Source organism: Achromobacter kerstersii (assembly GCF_902859595.1).
Classification (GTDB): domain Bacteria; phylum Pseudomonadota; class Gammaproteobacteria; order Burkholderiales; family Burkholderiaceae_B; genus Achromobacter; species Achromobacter kerstersii.
The window spans coordinates 1-17,391 of record NZ_CADIJQ010000014.1 but is presented as its reverse complement, the minus strand read 5'-3'; the positions used below and the strand labels follow the sequence as shown (position 1 = coordinate 17,391).

Below are 17,391 nucleotides of genomic sequence, written 5' to 3'. Positions count from 1 at the left end.
GCGACTCGGCCTGTCCCGCCCTTAGGCGATGGCGTCCTGCCCGTTGCGCGCCACGACAACGCCGCCTGACACCACCAGGCGGCGAGGCTTGCGCGTGACAACGGCTTCGGCCACGCAGCTGGCGTCGACCAGCACCAGGTCGGCACGTGCGCCCATCGTCAGGCCGTAGTCGGCAAAGCCGCAGGCGCGCGCGGCGGCGCCGGTGACGCAATCAAACGCCCATTCGACTTCATCGTCACGCCGCAAATCGTTGCGCAGCCCGATCATCATGGCGCGCGCCAGCATGTCGGGGCTGCCGTAGGGCGTCCAGGTATCGCGAATGCCGTCGTTGCCGCCGAAGATCGTGACGCCCGCTTCGCGACAGGCGCGCACGGCCGGCACGGGGCGGGACGGCGGCGCGGTGGTCAGCACGGCCACGTCCAGCGCGGCCAGCCGCTTCAGCAATCCGTCCAGTCGCTTGGCGTCCACGCCGCCCAGACAGAACGCGTGGCTGATGACTACCTTGCCGTTCATGCCCAAGGCCGCCACGCGGTCCAGCGTCAGGTCCAGCGTGAATGCGCCCAATTCGCCGGGCTCGTGCAAGTGGATATCCACGGGCTTGCCATGCTTGTCGGCCAGGCCAAACAGCACATCCAGCGACCGCGCCGGATCACGATCAATGGCGGAGGGGTCCAGCCCGCCCAGCACATCGGCGCCATCCGCCAGCGCCTGATCGAGCAACTCGGCCGTGCCAGGACGGATGAGCAAACCCGATTGCGGAAACGCCACCGTTTGAATTTCCACGCGGCCCGCCAGTTCGGCGCGTGTGGCGTGAACGCCATGCAGATGGCGCAGGCCGGCGTCGGTGTCCACGTCGACATGGCTGCGGATGCGGGTGGTGCCTTCGCGCAGGAAAGCCAGCGCCAGCGCACGCGCGTGGCTGGCTGCGTCATGCCCGGTGCTGGCGCGCCAGGCGCGTTCGTTGTCAATGCGGTCGGTCAGCGCCGAACCCACCTCGTTCACGTACCAGGGCGATTCCCAGTTGGTCTTGTCCAGATGGGTGTGCCCTTCCACCAGACCGGGAAGCAGCAACGCCCCGCCGCCGTCTTCCGTCAGAGTGTCGGGCGTCGCAGAAATCTGCGGGCCGATTTGCGCAATGCGGCCACCGCGCACCAACACATCCACGGCATCGCTTGGGGACACGCGGACATTCTTCAGCAACAGATCAGTCATGGTGAGTCCGGGACAAACGCAAGCGGCCGGCCACGCGGGCCGGCCGTGAGAGGCCTTGCGGCTTCAAACTTGCGGGGGTTCGATCCAGAAGAAGCGTTCGCCTTGGCGGACCATATCGGCCACGCCTTCGGCGCCGATGCGATAGTCCGAACCCATGAGCGAAGCGCCACCGTCTTCATGGATGTGGATGACGGCCAGCGGGTCGTTGGCCATGGTGTACCAGTAGTAACCGGGCTTGAGATTGTGCAGGTCTGTGTTCATTCCCTGAGTATACAAACATCGATGCTTTGTACAAAAAGACAACACAAATACAAACCGTGCCTGACATCGTGAACCCGACAAGTCATACTGCCTGCTCCTAGGCTGAAATAGCTGGTGCAGTTGTCACGCATCGATTTCGGCACCTCAGCGACCAACGCGGTGCCGTTCATCGAGAGGAGAATAGCGAGCGCATGAAAAGGCAGTCACTTCAATTCAGCGAGCCGCTTAAACAAGCCGTTTTAAACGGCTCAAAGGTGCAAAGCCGCCGCATCGTGAAGCCACAGCCAACCAAGCCGACCACGGTCTGGTATGCGGACGCTGCCGATTCCGGCAGATGGGTCGCCATGGGCCCCAACCGCGACAACCCCACTGAACTCCGTAAGACCTCAAGCTGGGTGCGATGTCCGTACGGCAAGTCCGGCGAGAGCATTGTCTTGACGGACGAAGCCGGCACGCCATTCGCCACCGCGCTTGTCGTCGGTGTGCGCATCCAGCGCTTGCAGAACCTGACCGAAGCGGATGCGCGCGCCGAAGGCACACAAGCGCTGTATGAATCCTCTGCGCTGCTGCCTGGCGTGCCACTTCAAACGGCGTTTGCGTTGACGTGGTGCGAACGCTACGGGGCGCACGCTTGGGCGGCAAATCCGTGGGTATGGGTGGTGGAGTTCCGCCGCACGCATGGCGACTGACGTGGCAGATGCGCCGCACCCATGGCGACTGACGTGGCGGATGCGCCTCACACCGCCCGCGGATGGTGACGGCGTGTAACGCCCCCTATTAACTTCATCTCATTCCACTCGATTTCAATCGATTTCAAGTCCGGGTTTACCAGAGCGGACGCACTACCCCGCACTGCAACACCCAAGCGAATTCGAACAGGGGGACGGTTGCGGATTGTCGCGATTGAGGAAGCGGCGCTTACGAAAAGCGGGCGGAAAAGCCCGAAAATAGAGGCGTCGAATACTCAACTTTGCTGTGTCGCGCAGCAGGCAGGTGCAACATGAAAAAATGGCTTATCGCTGGTGCAGGTGCCGCAGGTCTGCTGATCTCAAGCGTGGCCTTGGCTCGTGTGGATGTGGGGATTTCCATTGGCGTACCCGGTGTGGTGTATCCGGCGCCGGTGTATGTCGCCCCCGCCCCGGTCTACGTGGCGCCGCCCCCGCCCGTCTATTACCGCCCGGCTCCCGTATACGTGGCGCCCCCGGTGGTTTACCCCGCCCCGGTCTATTACCGCGGCGGCCCCCACTGGCGCGGCGGCCCGCCCCCGCGCTACTACGGCCCGGGCCCCGGCTACTACCGCGGACATGGGCACGGACATGGCGACGGCCGTGGTGACTGGCGCCGCTGAACGCGTCAACTTAACCGCGGTGTAAAAGCCGCGGCCAAAAGCAAAGGCCACTCGAAAGAGTGGCCTTTTTTTCCGCCGGGACAATGTCCGGTGCCCCGTTGGAAGGGATTCAGGCCGCAGGGGCCTGCACAGGTTTGCCAGCCATGACAGCTGGCGTCTGCGATACCGGGTTGGCCTTGTTATCGGCCCAACGCGGCGATTCTTGAACAAGATCGATCCATCGACGAGGCGCACTGGACGCCCGCCACCAGCCATTATGCGGACGCATGAGCAAACTCCGGTTCACCGTTGAAACGCACACCATTGATATCTTGGAACAATTGACGGCTTTCCTGTTCTGCTTCGTGCAAGTCTGAGAACGGCGCCTGTCCCGGCACAGTCCAGCATTTTTCCGGTGCGGTTCCGCCCACTCGGCGGGTCCATATCTGCACGCGGTAGCCCTGTTCGTCCTCACGAGCGACAGAGCATCTCACACGAAAATCTCCAATCATTCTTGAAGTCATGGACAACTCCTTGTTATATAAGTGAATGAAGCGTGTAGAACGCGGGTGTATTGTGCCGCAACTATCCGGCCCTTTTATTAGAAATACACAATTGCTCACATCAAAATCAAGCACTCACCCCGAGATCTTAAATAGCAAAAACGACAAGAATATGTCGACATGATAAAAAAAAACGGAGCCCGGAGGCTCCGTTTTCTTATCCGCCAAATGGCCGATAGACGCGATATACAGACCGCTTTTCTTTACGGCTTAAGCACCGTCAGGCCGCCCATGTAAGGCTGCAAGGCTTCGGGGATCAGCACGCTGCCGTCAGCTTGCTGGTGGTTTTCCAGCACCGCCACCAGCGCACGGCCCACGGCCAGGCCGGAACCGTTGAGCGTGTGCACGAACTCCGGCTTGCCCTGGGTATTGCGGAAGCGCGCCTGCATGCGGCGGGCCTGGAAGGTTTCGCAGTTGGACACCGACGAAATTTCGCGCCACGTGTTTTGCGCCGGCAGCCACACTTCCAGGTCATAGGTCTTGGCCGAACCAAAGCCCATGTCGCCCGTGCACAGCAGCACCACGCGGTACGGCAGGCCCAGCAGCTGCAACACGCGTTCCGCGTGGCCGACCATGTCTTCCAGCGCTTCGTACGATTGCTCGGGCTGCGTGATCTGCACCATTTCGACCTTGTCGAACTGATGCTGGCGGATCATGCCGCGCGTGTCGCGGCCGCCACTGCCCGCTTCGGAACGGAAGCACGGCGTATGCGCGGTGAGTTTCAGCGGCAGGTCGGCGGCGGCCTGGATGGTGTCGCGCGCCACGCTGGTCAAGGTGATTTCCGACGTGGAGATCAGGTATTGGTCTTCGCGCACGTAGGGGTTGCCTGCGGCATCCACCTTGGGATCGTCGTCGCCACCGCCCTTGGACACGGCGAACATGTCGTCCTTGAACTTGGGCAACTGGCCCGTGCCGTACAGGGTGGACGCGTTGACGATGTAAGGCGTGTAGCACTCGGTGTAGCCGTGCGTGCCCGTTTGCAAGTCCAGCATGAACTGGGACAGCGCGCGGTGCAGGCGGGCGATGGGGCCGCGCATGAACGAGAAGCGCGCGCCCGACAGCTTGGCCGCCATGTCGAAGTCCAGGCCCAGCGGCTCGCCGATAGCGACGTGGTCACGGGCGTCGAACGCCAGGGGCGGCGGGTTGCCATCGGCGCCGGCTTCACCCGGCAGCCAGCGGCGCACTTCGACGTTGTCGTCGGCGGACTCGCCCAGCGGCACGCTGGCGTGCGGCAGGTTCGGCACCGACATCAGCAGCTCATTCAGCGGCGCCTGCAAGGCGGCCAGCTCTTCTTCCAGCTGCTTCAGGCGCACCGGCACGGCTTGGGATTCCGCCATGACGGCGCTGGCGTCTTCGCCCTTGGCCTTCAACTGACCGATCTGCTTGGCCAGCGCATTGCGGCGGGCTTGCAGGGACTCGGTCTCGGTCTGGACGGCCTTGCGGCGAGATTCCAGGTCGTTGAACCGTTCCGTGTCGAAGGACACGCCACGGCTCTTGAGGCGGTCTACGACGGTTTGCAGGTCTTTGCGCAGCAGTATCGGGTCTAGCATCGGTGAGGTCGGTTGAGAGTTGCGTGAAGCAACGGGCGTGGCCCGTTACCGGTTCTTGGCGCGTTCCTGCGCGTCCAGCTCGCGCAGAAATGCCAACTTTTGCTGGATTTTAGCCTCCAGGCCGCGATCGGTCGGCCGATAGAAGGAAGGCTTGAGTCCATCAGGGAAATATTGCTCGCCGGCGGCATAGCCGTGCGGCTCGTCGTGCGCGTAGCGATAGGCCTTGCCGTGGCCCAATTGCTTCATCAATTTGGTGGGCGCATTGCGCAGGTGGATGGGCACCGGCGCGCTGCCGTGTTCGGCCGCGAACTGGCGCGCCTGGTTATAGGCGTTATAGACCGCGTTCGACTTGGCCGCGCAGGCCATGTAGACCACGGCTTGCGCCAGCGCGAGCTCGCCTTCGGGCGAGCCCAGGCGTTCGTAGATGTCGGCCCCAACGACGGCCAGATCGGTGGCGCGCGGGTCGGCCAGGCCGATGTCTTCCACCGCCATGCGCACCAGCCGGCGCGACAGGTATTTGGGATCGGCGCCGCCGTCGATCATGCGGCAGAACCAGTACAGGGCCGCGTCCGGGTTGGAGCCGCGCACCGATTTGTGCAGCGCGCTGATCTGGTCGTAGAACGCGTCACCGCCCTTGTCGAAGCGGCGCAGGTTCTGCGACAGCGAGATTTCCAGCCAGGCGGCGTCGACCGTGTCGCGCCCCGCCGACTGCGCCGATTCCGCCACGACTTCGACCGCACTGATCAACCGGCGCGCGTCACCGTCGGCCCACGCGGCCAATTGTTCGCGCGCATCGTCCTCGACGCGGATGGCCTCGCCGTCTTCCACCCCGTCGTTCAGCGCGGTCACCGCGCGATCGACGAGCTGTTGCAATTCTTCAGGCGACAGCGATTGCAGCACGTACACCCGCGCCCGCGACAGCAAGGCCGAGTTGACCTCGAACGACGGGTTTTCGGTGGTGGCGCCAATGAACGTGAACAGCCCGCTTTCCACATAGGGCAGGAAAGCATCCTGCTGGGCCTTGTTGAAGCGGTGCACTTCGTCCACGAACAGGATCGTGCGGCGGCCCTGGCCTTGCGCCACCTGCGCCACCGTGACCGCTTCGCGGATATCTTTCACCCCGCCCAGCACGGCCGAGATGGCGATGAACTGGGCATCGAAGCCGTCGGCCATCAGGCGCGCCAGCGTGGTTTTGCCCACGCCGGGCGGCCCCCAGAAAATCATGGAGTGCGGACGGCCCGATTCGAAGGCGACGCGCAGGGGCTTGTCAGGCCCCAGCAGGTGCGACTGCCCGACGACGTCAGACAAGGTGCGCGGACGCAGGCGTTCGGCCAGAGGCACATAGGGCCGATGCGCAGGATCGGCCGCGAAGAGATCGTTGCTCATTGGCAGCAGATGAGGGAGGACAGCGTGAAGTTTAAGTCAGCATTACACCATGACGGCCATGCCGACTGACTTGCGCAGCCGGCACGGCGGCTAGGCCAATTCCGGTGGCGCAAAACGGCGGTTGGCCAGCACCGGCAGCACCTTGCGGGCATGCGCCAGACGCTCGGGGTCGATATCGGCAAACACCAGCGCCGGCGCCTCGCCCGCGCGGGCCGTGACGACGCCCAAGGGGTCCACCACCATGCTGCAACCGATATTGCGTTCGCCGCATTCGCCCGTGGCGGCCACATAGCAGGTGTTTTCCAGCGCGCGCGCCGTGACCAATACCTCCCAGTGCATTTCCTTCAACGGCCCGCGCACCCACGCGGCCGGCAGCACCAGCAGGTCAGCGCCGTCCAGCGCCAGGCGGCGCGCCAATTCGGGGAAGCGCACGTCATAGCAGGTCATCAGGCCCACGCGCAGGCCGGCGATTTCCAGCAGGGGCGGGATCTCGGCGCCCGGCGTGACGTTGGTGGATTCCTTCATCGTGAAGGCGTCGTAAAGATGCAGCTTGCGGTACTGCGACACGATTTCGCCGTCGCGCAGCGTGACCAGCGTGTTCCAGACGCGGCCGTCCCCGGTAGGGATATGGACGCACATCATCGTCGACAAGGACGAGCCGCGGCTGGCTTGCAGCAGGCGGGTCATGAACGGGCCATCCAGCGGCTGGGCGGCCTTCAGCACGATCTGCGGGTCGGTGATATCGCGGGCCAGGATGCCTTCGGGCAGCACCAGCAGATCCGCCCCGCCCTCGCGGGCGCGCGTCATCAGATCTACGCAGACTTGCGCGTTTTCTTCCCAGACGCGGCTGACGGCGAACTGGCCCAAAGCGACTTTCAGCATGGCATTTCCTTGTTTGGCGCGATGAATTTCGAACGTTTCGCTATTGTCGCGCCAACTGGGCTGCCGTGTGGAGAGCCGTGTAAATCCTTGTGGAGCCATGTGGGCCGCCCTGTCGACTAGGGTAACTCCTAGCTCCCGCTTGTAAATTTCTTTCACGATAATGAAAAAAACGAACTTTGACGTAAATATTTTCCAAAGCAGGCGCCCACCATGACGAATTCTTCTTCCCCCGCAGCCTTGTTGGACGTGAATGGCAAAGGCCTGGGCGCGTTCCCCGAGTCCTGTACGACCGCGGGCGTGGCGGCCCTGAACTGGAACCTGCTGGACGAAGACGTCAGCCTGCCCGTCGCCGTGCTCTATGAAGCCCGCGTGCGCCACAACCTGCAATGGATGCAGCAGTTCATGGAGGCGTACCACGTCAAACTGGCGCCCCACGGCAAGACCACGATGAGCCCGGCGCTGTTCAAGCGCCAGATCGACAACGGCGCCTGGGGCATCACGCTGGCGACGGCTCCCCAAGTGCTGGCCGCCTATCAACATGGCATCCGCCGCGTGCTGATGGCCAACCAGCTGGTGGGCCGCGCCAACATGGCCATCATCGCCCGCCTGCTGCAAGACCCCGCCTTCACGTACTTCTGCATCGTCGATTCCCCCGCCAACGCCGCCCAACTGGGCGAGTTCTTCGGCGAGCAAGGCCTGACCCTGCCGGTGCTGATCGAACTGGGCCCCGCCGGCGGACGCACCGGCGTGCGCGACGACGCCCAACTGCAAGCCGTGGTGGAAGAAATCGGCCGCTGGCCCGGATTGGCGTTGGCCGGCATTGAAGTCTACGAAGGCGTGTTGCAGGAAGAAGGCGCCATCCGCGCATTCCTGCGCCGCGCCACCGACGCCCTGCGTGGCCTGGCCACCGCCGGCCGCCTGCGCAAGAACGGCCCCGCCGTGATCTCGGGCGCCGGGTCGGCCTGGTTCGACGTCGTGGCCGAAGAATTCTCGCAGCTGGATATTGGCGCACCGCTGGAAGTGGTGCTGCGCCCGGGCTGCTACCTGTCGCACGATGTGGGCGTGTACCGCTCGGCCGCCGAACGCATCAATGCCCACAACCCCGTGGCGCAAAAAATGGAGCCGGGCCTGCTGCCCGCCTTGCAGGTCTGGGCCTACGTGCAGTCGCTGCCCGAACCCGGCCGCGCCATCATCGCAATGGGCAAGCGCGACGCCGCGTTTGACGCCGGCCTGCCTACGCCCGCCCTGCACTACCGTCCGGGGCGAAGCGCCCCGGCAGACGCGAACCGCGCCTGGAAGCTGACCGCCATGATGGACCAGCACGCCTTCATGCAGATCGCCGACGGCGACGACATTCAAGTCGGCGACATGATCGCCTTCGATATCTCCCACCCCTGCCTGACGTTCGACAAGTGGCGCCAGGTCTTGCTGGTGGACGAGCAGTACCGCGTCACGGACGTGGCCGAAACCTTCTTCTGAACGCCCCCTGCCTGACGCATCGCGCCAGGCCCAAGGGGGCTGAATGACTTGGGAACCGGCGCTTACCTGATTTCACGCGACAACCTGTTTTTGACCCCTCTGGAGAGAGAATCATGAACTTCCGACCCTCCCGGCGAGGCGGCGGGCTGACCAGCCTGCTCGCGGCCGGCGCAATTGGCTTGACCGCAATGTCGTCCCCCGCCCTGAGTGCCACGCCGGTCAAGGGGGGCACGATTTCCGTCGCCACCATCGGTGAGCCGCCGACGCTTGACCCCATGACCAGCACCGCTGATCTGGTGGGCATCCTGACACAGCACTTCTTCGAAACGCTGTACACCTTCGACGCCAAGTGGAACCTGACTCCGCTGTTGGCCGACAAGATGCCGGACGTGACCCCCGACGGCCTGATCTACACGATTCCGCTGCGCCAGGGCATCACGTTCCATGACGGTTCGAAGATGGATTCGTCGGACGTGCTGGCCTCGTTGAAGCGCTGGACGGAAACCGCCACGCGCGGCAAGGGCGCCGCCAAGGTCATCCAGAGCATCGAAGCGCCTGACGCCAACACCATCCGCATCACGCTGAAGCAACCCTATGCGCCGCTGACCGCGCTGCTGGCGATGAACAACGCCGCCGCCGTCATCATGCCCAAGGGCAAGATCGCGCCGGTGCTGACCGAAATCGTCGGCACGGGGCCTTACCAACTGAAGGCGCGCGTGCCGGACCAGTACATCCAGCTGGTGCGTTTCGACGGCTACAAGCAGCGCGAAGGCGAGCCCGACGGCTACGGCGGCGCACGCAAGCAATACCTGGACGAAATCCGTTTCGTGCCGGTCAGCAACGCCAACACCCGCTCGGAAGCCGCTGCCGCCGGCCAGTTCGACTACGTCGACTCGCTGCCCGTGGAAGCGCTGGAAAAGCTCAAGGGCGGCCGTTCCGACCCGGTGATGCTGAAGCCTTTCGGCTGGCCGCGCCTGGTGCTCAACACCAAGCAAGGCATCATGTCCAACCTGGCCGTGCGCCAGGCCGTGCAACTGGCGCTGAATGAAGAAGACATGCTGTTTGCCGCGTTCGGCAACAAAGACTTCTACAAGCTGAACGGCGACCTGTATCCCGAAGGCTACCCGTGGGCCACGTCGCTGGGCGGCAAGGTCTACAACAAGGCCGACTCCGCCGCCGCCAAGAAACTTTTGGACAGCGCCAACGTCGCCGACAAGAAGATCCGCATCCTGACCAGCCAGCAGTACGAGTTCCATTACAAGATGGCGCTGGTGGCCGCGGAATACCTGAAGGCCGCCGGCTTTACGGTGGACATGCAGGTGGTGGATTGGGCCACGCTGACGCAACGCCGCCAGGACCCCGCCGTGTGGGACATCTTCATCACGCACAGTGTGTTCCTGCCGGAACCCGCGCTGATCGACTTCCCGTCCAAGGACGCGCCGGGCTGGTGGGACACGCCGCGCCGCGCCCAGGTGATGGACGCCTACAACCAGGCCCGCACGCAGGAAGAACGCATCAAGCGCTGGGCCGACGTGCAGCAGGCCGTGTATGACGAAATCCCGTTCGTGAAGGTCGGCGATTTCAACGCCCAGGCTGCGCGCTCGCCGTCGCTGCAAGGCACCCAGCCCGCCCCGTGGCCGTTCTTCTGGAACGCCTGGAAAAGCCCTAAGTAAGGATGGGTAAAGCGCGGCAGCGCGGTCGCAAGAACAAGACCGCCCGCCGCGCGCCCCCCATCGCTGGGAAGGGGCGTGCAGTAAGGCCCCCGTCCCTCATGCACTGATTGACGCTTCTATTAGGACATCATCGTGTTGCGTTATCTCTTAAACCGGCTGGTCGGGCTGGTGGCCGTGATGTTTATCGTCGCGACCATCGTGTTCGTCATCATCCGCGTCACGCCCGGCGATCCGGCTGCCGTGATGCTGGGTCCGCAAGCCAGCCAGCAGGACATCGCCGCGCTGCGCACGCAACTGGGGCTGGACCAGCCCATGGCGCTGCAATACGTATCGTGGCTGGGCAAGCTCGTCCAAGGCGATCTGGGCCAGTCCATCTTCATGAACAAGCCCGTGCTCTCCGCACTGGCTGACCGCGCCGAACCCACGATTTTCCTGACGTTGATGTCGCTGCTTATCGCCAGCGCCATCGCGCTGCCGGTGGGCATTCTGTCCGCCGTCAAACGCGGCACCACGCTTGATCAGTCGGTGCTGTCGTTCTCGATGTTCACCTCCAGCGTGCCCAGCTTCTGGCTCGGCCTGCTGCTGATGCAGATTTTCTCGGTGAAGCTGGGCTGGCTGCCGGTGTCGGGCTATGGCGGCCCCGACGCGTCGCTGGCCACGCGCCTGTCGCACCTGATCCTGCCCGCAGTGGTGCTGGGCCTGGTGAACTCCGCGCTGATCACCCGCTTCATCCGCGCCAGCATGCTGGACGTGCTGCGTGACGACTACGTGCGTACCGCGCGCGCCAAGGGCCTGCCGGAAAGCAAGGTCATCCTGAAGCACGCCGTGCGCAATGCGCTGATCCCCATCCTGACCGTGCTGGGCCTGACCACCGCGCTCTTGATCAGCGGCGCCGTCGTGACCGAAACCGTGTTCGGCCTGCCCGGCGTGGGCAGTCTGGTGGTGTCGGCGGTGCTGCGCCGCGACTACCCCGTCATCCAGGGCGCGCTGCTGATCATCGCGGCCATCTATGTCCTGATCAATCTGATCATCGATCTGCTGTACCTGCTGGTCGATCCCCGGGTGCGCTACTGATATGGCTATCGCAACTTCTCCCCAATCCGCCGGCGGCGCCGACCGCTGGCAGGTGCTGCGCCTCTTGGTGTCGCGCAAGACCGTGCTGCTGAGCCTGATCGTCATCATCGTGCTGGTGGCCGCCGCGCTGCTGGCGCCGTGGGTCAGCCCCTACGACCCGTTCAAGCTGTCCATCATGAACCGGCTGAAGGCGCCGGGCGCCGCGCACTGGTTCGGCACCGACGACTTCGGGCGCGACGTGTTCAGCCGCGTGATCTATGGCGGCCGCCTGTCGCTGATGGTGGGCTTTTCCGTGGTGGTCGTGTCCAGCGTCCTGGGCATTGCGCTGGGTCTTATCGCCGGGTTCTTCCGGTCGGCCGACAAGTTCGTGTCGCGCCTGATCGACGCCATGATGGCGTTTCCCGACATCCTGCTGGCGATCTCGCTGGTGGCCGCGTTGGGCCCGTCGCTGATCAACGTGGTGATTGCGCTGGGCATCGTCTACACGCCGCGTCTGGCCCGCATCGTGCGCGCCTCGACGCTGGTGATCCGCGAGCTGCCTTTCGTGGAAGCCGCCCGCGCGCTGGGCGTACCCACGTGGCGCATCGTGACCGTGCACGTGCTGCGCAACCTGGTGTCGCCCATCCTGGTGCAAGGCACGTTCATCTTCGCCTACGCGATTCTGGCCGAAGCCGGCCTGTCGTTTCTGGGCGTGGGCGTTTCGCCCGACATTCCCACCTGGGGCACCATGATCAACGCCGGCCAGCAGTACATGGGCTCGGCGGACTGGATCATGATCTTCCCCGGTATCGCCATTGTGCTGTCCGTGCTGTCGCTGCAATTAGTGGGCGACGGGCTGCGCGACGTGCTCGACCCGCGCCTGCGCAAGGAGCTGTAATCATGACGGCAAGCACCCGAGACGTCGTGCTGTCCGTGGAAGGGTTGAAGACCTGGTTCCACAGCCGCGACGGCATCGCCAAATCCGTGGACGGCGTCACCTTCGACCTGGCTCGCGGCGAAACGCTGGCCATCGTCGGTGAATCCGGTTCCGGAAAATCCGTAACCAGCCTGTCCATCATGGGCCTGTTGCCCAAACCGGCGGGCCGCATCGAAGCCGGCAAGATCCTGTTTCGCGACCGCCAGGGCGTGCAGCATGATCTGGCCCACGCCACGCCCGCTACGCTGCAGAAAATCCGTGGCGCGGAAATCGCCATGATTTTCCAGGAGCCGATGACGAGCCTGAACCCGCTATACACGGTGGGCGACCAGATCGCCGAAGCCGTGTTGCAGCACGAAGGCGGCTCGTATGCGGCGGCGCTCAAGCGCGCCCGCGAAATGCTGGAACGCGTAGAGATTCCCGCTGCCGACCGGCGCGTCAACGAATACCCGCACCAGATGTCGGGCGGCATGCGCCAACGCGTGATGATCGCGCTGGCGCTGGCCTGCAACCCGGCCGTGCTGATCGCCGACGAGCCCACCACCGCGCTGGACGTGACCGTGCAGGCGCAGATCCTGGACCTGCTGCGCCGGCTGCAGAAAGAGATGAACATGAGCATCCTGTTCATCACCCACAACCTGGGCGTGGTGGCCGAGATCGCGCATCGCGTGGCGGTAATGTACGCAGGCCGCGTGGTGGAAGACGCGGGCGTCTACGACCTGTTCGAAAAGCCCACGCACCCGTACACCCGTGGCCTGTTGTCGTGCCTGCCCACCGCTGCGCTGCTGGCCTCGGGCGAACGCCTGCGCGCCATTCCCGGCAACGTGCCCAGCGTGCTGTCGCTGCCGGCCGGCTGTACCTTCGCGCCGCGCTGCGAGCTGGCGGCCGACGACTGCCGCGCCGCCGTGCCGGAACTGGTCACGGTACAACCCGAACATCGCGCCCGCTGCATCAAGGTGAACCCGATATGACGAGCCCTCAAGTGACCGTGCGCGCCGAAGCGCCGCTGGTCCGCATCGAAGACCTGAAAGTGCATTTCCCGACCTCGCAGGCGCGCCATGCGCCGGTTGTGCGGGCGGTGGACGGCGTCAGCTTCGACGTGCCCAGAAACACCATCGTCGGCCTGGTGGGTGAATCTGGCTCCGGCAAGACAACGACGGGCCGCGCGCTGCTGCGCCTGTTTGCGCCCACTGCCGGCCGCATTGTGTTCGATGGCCAAGACATCACCAAGCTGAATGAAAGGCAGATGCTGCCGTGGCGCCGCCGCATGCAGATCGTGTTCCAGGACCCGTATGCCAGCCTGAACCCCCGCATGACGGTGGCCGAGATTCTGGGCGAGGCGCTGGACACGCACAAGCTTGCGCAGCACCGGCGGTCGGCCCGCATCGGCGAACTGCTGGAACGCGTGGGCCTGAACGCCGACCATAGCCGCCGCTATCCGCACGAGTTTTCGGGCGGCCAGCGCCAGCGCATCGGCATCGCCCGCGCGCTGGCGGTCGAACCCGACTTCATCGTGGCCGACGAACCGGTGTCGGCGCTGGACGTGTCCGTGCAGGCGCAGGTGCTGAACCTGTTGCAGGACTTGCAGCGCGATCTGGGGCTGACGATGCTGTTCGTCGCGCATGATCTGGCGGTGGTGGATTACCTGTGCGATGACGTCGTCGTGATGTATCTGGGCCGCGTGATGGAGCGCGGCCCCACCAGCGAGGTGTACGCGCGCCCCCGCCATCCCTATACTCGCGCGCTGCTGTCTGCCGCGCCGGTGCCGGACCCGCGTGCGCCGCGCTCGCGTATTCTGCTGAAAGGCGACATCCCCAGCCCGATCAATCCGCCGTCCGGTTGCGTGTTCCGCACGCGCTGCCCGCACGCCATTGACGCCTGCGCCACGATCGAAGCGCAAGCTGTCAGCGTCGGCCCGGGCCACTACGTGGCCTGTTCGCGCATCGGCGACCCCGAGCTGGCGGCCTGACGCCGGCCAGCCCTGCCCGACTCGACCCAGGAATTTCACATGAACATCATCCGCGACATCGTCTTCCAGATACGCAGTCGGCGGGACGCATTGAGCGTGACCGAACGCAAGGTCGCTGACGCCATTCTGGACGACATCATGTGGGGCGCCAGCGCCACCGTTGACCAGTTGGCCACCAAGGCGGGCGTCAGCATCGCCACAATCTCGCGCTTTGCGCGCACGGTCGGTTGCGACGACACGCGCGACCTGAAGATGAAGCTGGCGCAGGCCAGCACCGTGGGCAGCCGCTTTCTGGACCCGAGCGCGCCCGCCGAGGAAAGCACCTTCTACGCCCGCATCTACGCCGACATCGAAAGCACGCTGCGCGCGCATCTGCCCACTTTTACTGAGTCGTTGTTCGAACAAGCATGCGCCATGATCGACGGCGCCCGCATGATCTACGTGTTCGGCATGGGCGGCGCGTCCGCCGTGCTGGCGCAGGAAGTGCAGTCGCGCCTGGTGCGGCTGGGCTACCCCATCGCCGTCTACAGCGACGCCGTGCTGTTGCGCATGGTGGCCGCCACCCTGGACGAGCGCGATGCGGTGCTGGTGCTGTCGGCCTCGGGCCTGACGCCGGAAATCGTGGGCGCGGCGCGCATCGTCAAACAGTACCGCGCGCGTCTTGTCGCCATCACCGACGCATCGTCGGAACTGGCCAAGCTGGCCGACGTGGTGTTGCCGATACGTACCGACGAAACCGACTTCATCTACAAACCCTCGGCATCACGCTACGCGATGATGCTGGCCATTGACTTGTTGTCTACCGAACTGGCCATGCTGAACCAAGAGGAAAACCGCGAACGCCTGCGCCGCATCAAGCTGGCGCTGGACGAACACCGCGGCGGCCCCAACCGTTTGCCGCTGGGCGATTGAACCTGGAACCCAAGATGTATGACACCCTCATAGGCAACGTCCGAGTCCTGGACGGCACGGGCGGCCCCGAGTACCGCGCCAGCGTGGCGCTGGCCAATGGCCGCATCGCCGCCATTGGCGGCCTGCCGGGCGCGCACGCCCGCCACATCGTCGACGGCACCGACCTGGCGCTCGCCCCCGGCTTCATCGACGTGCATACGCATGACGACACAAACGTCATCCGCACGCCGGGCATGCTGCCCAAGCTGTCGCAAGGCGTGACGACGGTGGTGGTGGGCAACTGCGGCATCAGCGCCTCGCCCGTGTCGCTGCGCGCTGACCCGCCAGACCCGATGAACCTGCTGGGCGGCCGCAAGGATTTCAACTACCCCACGTTCGCCGACTACACCCGCGCCATCGAAGCCGCGCAGCCCGCCGTGAACGTGGCCGCGCTGGTCGGCCACACGGCGCTGCGCAGCAACCACATGGACCGCCTGGACCGCGCCGCCACGCAAGACGAAGTGCTGGCGATGCGCGAGCAACTGCGAGACGCCCTGGCGCATGGCGCGATCGGGCTCAGCACGGGCCTGGCGTATGCATCCGCCATTGAGGCCGACACCGCCGAAGTCAAGCTGCTGGCCGAAGCGCTGGACGAGTTCGGCGCGCTTTACACCACGCACCTGCGCTCGGAATTTGCCGCCATCCTGGAAGCCATGCAGGAAGCGTTCGACATTGCCCAGCATGCACGCGTGCCGGTGGTGGTGTCGCACCTGAAATGCGCGGGCGCGGGCAACTGGGGCCGCACGAAGGAAGTGCTGTTCACGCTTGAAAGCGCCGGCCGCCTGCAACACGTGGGTTGCGACTGCTATCCGTATTCCGCCAGCTCGTCCACCCTGGACTTGAAGCAGGTCACCGACGAATTCGACATCGACATCACCTGGTCCGTGCCGCATCCGGAGCAGGCCCGCCGCAAGCTGGCCGACATTGCCGCCGAATGGGGCGTGAGCCTGCTGGACGCGGCCAAGCGTTTGCAGCCCGCGGGCGCCGTGTATCACAACATGCACGAAGACGATGTGCGCCGCGTGCTGTCGCACCCGCTGACGATGGTGGGTTCCGACGGCCTGCCCAACGATCCGATGCCGCACCCCCGCCTATGGGGCGCGTTCCCGCGCGTGCTGGGCCATTACAGCCGCGATGTGGGTTTGTTTCCGCTGATTCAGGCCGTCCACAAGATGACCGGGCTGTCCGCCGCCCGCTTCGGTTTGGCTGAACGCGGCCTGGTGCGCGAGGGCTATCACGCTGACCTGGTGCTGTTCAATCCCGACACCGTCATCGACCGCGCCACCTTCGCCGCCCCCGTGCAAACGGCCGCCGGCATCGAAGCCGTGTGGGTCAATGGCGCACTCTCTTATCACCACGGGCAACCCACCGGCGACCGCGCTGGCCGCTGGCTGCCGCGCAGTGGCGATCTGCGCGCGGGCTTTGCCGCAGCAAATCCGCTGACGCCCGCCCCCCAAACACCCTAAGGAGCCTATCCATGAGCAATGCCCCCACCCCCGACAACAATGGCATCACCCGCTACGGCGTGGCCGGCGGCACCGGCCAGGGCGGATCGCACATGCCGTTTGCGCGCGCGGTTGCGGCCGACGGCTGGCTGCACGTGTCTGGCCAGGTGCCGATGGAAAACGGTGAAGTGATTGAAGGCGGCACGGTTGCCCAGTGCCATAAAGCCATTCAGCAGTTGCTGGCGATCTTGAAGGAAGCCGGCTACGGCCCGGAACACGTGGTGCGTTGCGGCGTCTGGTTGGACGACGCCCGCGATTTCCCGTCGTTCAACAAGGTCTTCAAGGAATACTTCGGCGAAAACCCGCCGGCACGCGCCTGCGTGCAGTCCAGTTTGATGGTGGACGCAAAGGTCGAGATTGATTGCGTGGCGTATAAGCGCCCCCACGCCGCGCCCACTTCCGTGGGCTAGCTGCCCCCCGAGGGGGCTCTTTCCCCTTGGGGCGGCCCGGCGGGGAAAGGCGCCCCCACGCCGCGCCCACTTCCGTGGGCTAGCTGCCCCCCGAGGGGGCTCTTTCCCCTTGGGGCGGCCCAGCGGGGAAAGGCGCCCCCACGCCGCGCCCACTTCCGTGGGCTAGCTGCCCCCCGAGGGGGCTCTTTCCCCTTGGGGCGGCCCAGCGGGGAAAGGCGCCTGGATCACGTCCG

Annotated in this window: 17 protein-coding genes; 11 read left to right on the top strand and 6 right to left on the bottom strand. The window is 65.0% G+C overall.

The features are described 5' to 3' along the window. Nucleotides 1–21: 21 nt before the first annotated feature. Nucleotides 22–1,212 carry an amidohydrolase family protein gene (locus HV765_RS28350; protein ID WP_175171673.1) on the bottom strand — a complete coding sequence of 397 codons (1,191 nt, stop codon included), beginning with the start codon at nt 1,210–1,212 and terminating at the stop codon, nt 22–24. A gap of 63 nt (nt 1,213–1,275) precedes the next feature. Next, nucleotides 1,276–1,473, bottom strand: a complete 198-nt coding sequence (locus HV765_RS28345) for a hypothetical protein (protein WP_054424350.1) — start codon at nt 1,471–1,473, stop codon at nt 1,276–1,278. Nucleotides 1,474–1,664: 191 nt separating this feature from the next. On the opposite strand from HV765_RS28345, the gene HV765_RS28340 reads away from it, so the two are divergent. Next, nucleotides 1,665–2,162, top strand: a complete 498-nt coding sequence (locus HV765_RS28340; protein ID WP_054424352.1) for an ASCH domain-containing protein — start codon at nt 1,665–1,667, stop codon at nt 2,160–2,162. A gap of 311 nt (nt 2,163–2,473) precedes the next feature. Further along, nucleotides 2,474–2,821, top strand: coding sequence for a virulence factor (locus HV765_RS28335; RefSeq protein WP_054424354.1), 348 nt, complete (start codon nt 2,474–2,476; stop codon nt 2,819–2,821). Nucleotides 2,822–3,075: 254 nt separating this feature from the next. Here HV765_RS28335 and HV765_RS28330 read toward each other — a convergent pair whose 3' ends face one another. The 4 genes from HV765_RS28330 to HV765_RS28315 form a co-directional block, all read right to left on the bottom strand. Continuing rightward, nucleotides 3,076–3,324, bottom strand: coding sequence for a hypothetical protein (locus HV765_RS28330; RefSeq protein ID WP_082387111.1), 249 nt, complete (start codon nt 3,322–3,324; stop codon nt 3,076–3,078). 242 nt (nt 3,325–3,566) lie between these two features. Beyond that, nucleotides 3,567–4,913: a serine--tRNA ligase gene (gene serS / locus HV765_RS28325; RefSeq protein WP_175171672.1), complete on the bottom strand. Its 1,347-nt coding sequence runs from the start codon at nt 4,911–4,913 to the stop codon at nt 3,567–3,569. Between the two features lie 45 nt (nt 4,914–4,958). Further along, nucleotides 4,959–6,299: a replication-associated recombination protein A gene (locus tag HV765_RS28320; RefSeq protein WP_054424359.1), complete on the bottom strand. Its 1,341-nt coding sequence runs from the start codon at nt 6,297–6,299 to the stop codon at nt 4,959–4,961. A gap of 90 nt (nt 6,300–6,389) precedes the next feature. Further along, nucleotides 6,390–7,181 (bottom strand): deaminated glutathione amidase, encoded by a 792-nt coding sequence (locus HV765_RS28315; protein ID WP_054424361.1) that lies wholly within the window; start codon nt 7,179–7,181, stop codon nt 6,390–6,392. Between the two features lie 210 nt (nt 7,182–7,391). Between HV765_RS28315 and HV765_RS28310 the strand changes: the two genes are divergently transcribed. The 9 genes from HV765_RS28310 (at nt 7,392) to HV765_RS28270 (ending at nt 17,158) form a co-directional block, all read left to right on the top strand. Further along, on the top strand, nt 7,392–8,660 hold the full coding sequence (locus tag HV765_RS28310; RefSeq protein WP_175171671.1) for an amino acid deaminase: 1,269 nt from the start codon (nt 7,392–7,394) through the stop codon (nt 8,658–8,660). A 113-nt stretch (nt 8,661–8,773) separates the two neighbouring features. Continuing rightward, nucleotides 8,774–10,333 carry an ABC transporter substrate-binding protein gene (locus tag HV765_RS28305; RefSeq protein WP_054424364.1) on the top strand — a complete coding sequence of 520 codons (1,560 nt, stop codon included), beginning with the start codon at nt 8,774–8,776 and terminating at the stop codon, nt 10,331–10,333. Between the two features lie 132 nt (nt 10,334–10,465). Beyond that, nucleotides 10,466–11,407, top strand: coding sequence for an ABC transporter permease (locus HV765_RS28300; RefSeq protein WP_054424366.1), 942 nt, complete (start codon nt 10,466–10,468; stop codon nt 11,405–11,407). A gap of 1 nt (nt 11,408) precedes the next feature. Next, nucleotides 11,409–12,284, top strand: a complete 876-nt coding sequence (locus HV765_RS28295) for an ABC transporter permease (protein WP_054424368.1) — start codon at nt 11,409–11,411, stop codon at nt 12,282–12,284. A 2-nt stretch (nt 12,285–12,286) separates the two neighbouring features. Further along, the gene (locus HV765_RS28290) at nt 12,287–13,294 is read left to right on the top strand and encodes an ABC transporter ATP-binding protein (RefSeq protein ID WP_054424370.1); all 1,008 of its coding nucleotides are present in this window, start codon (nt 12,287–12,289) and stop codon (nt 13,292–13,294) included. Next, nucleotides 13,291–14,292, top strand: coding sequence for an ABC transporter ATP-binding protein (locus tag HV765_RS28285; RefSeq protein ID WP_054424372.1), 1,002 nt, complete (start codon nt 13,291–13,293; stop codon nt 14,290–14,292). Before HV765_RS28290 ends, HV765_RS28285 begins: the two co-directional genes overlap by 4 nt. 39 nt (nt 14,293–14,331) lie before the next feature. Continuing rightward, nucleotides 14,332–15,204, top strand: a complete 873-nt coding sequence (locus tag HV765_RS28280; protein WP_054424373.1) for a MurR/RpiR family transcriptional regulator — start codon at nt 14,332–14,334, stop codon at nt 15,202–15,204. 14 nt (nt 15,205–15,218) lie between these two features. After that, entirely contained in the window at nt 15,219–16,709 is a 1,491-nt protein-coding gene (locus HV765_RS28275; RefSeq protein WP_175171670.1) for an N-acyl-D-amino-acid deacylase family protein, read from the top strand. Nucleotides 16,710–16,720: 11 nt separating this feature from the next. Beyond that, the gene (locus tag HV765_RS28270; RefSeq protein WP_054424377.1) at nt 16,721–17,158 is read left to right on the top strand and encodes a RidA family protein; all 438 of its coding nucleotides are present in this window, start codon (nt 16,721–16,723) and stop codon (nt 17,156–17,158) included. Nucleotides 17,159–17,391: the final 233 nt, after the last annotated feature.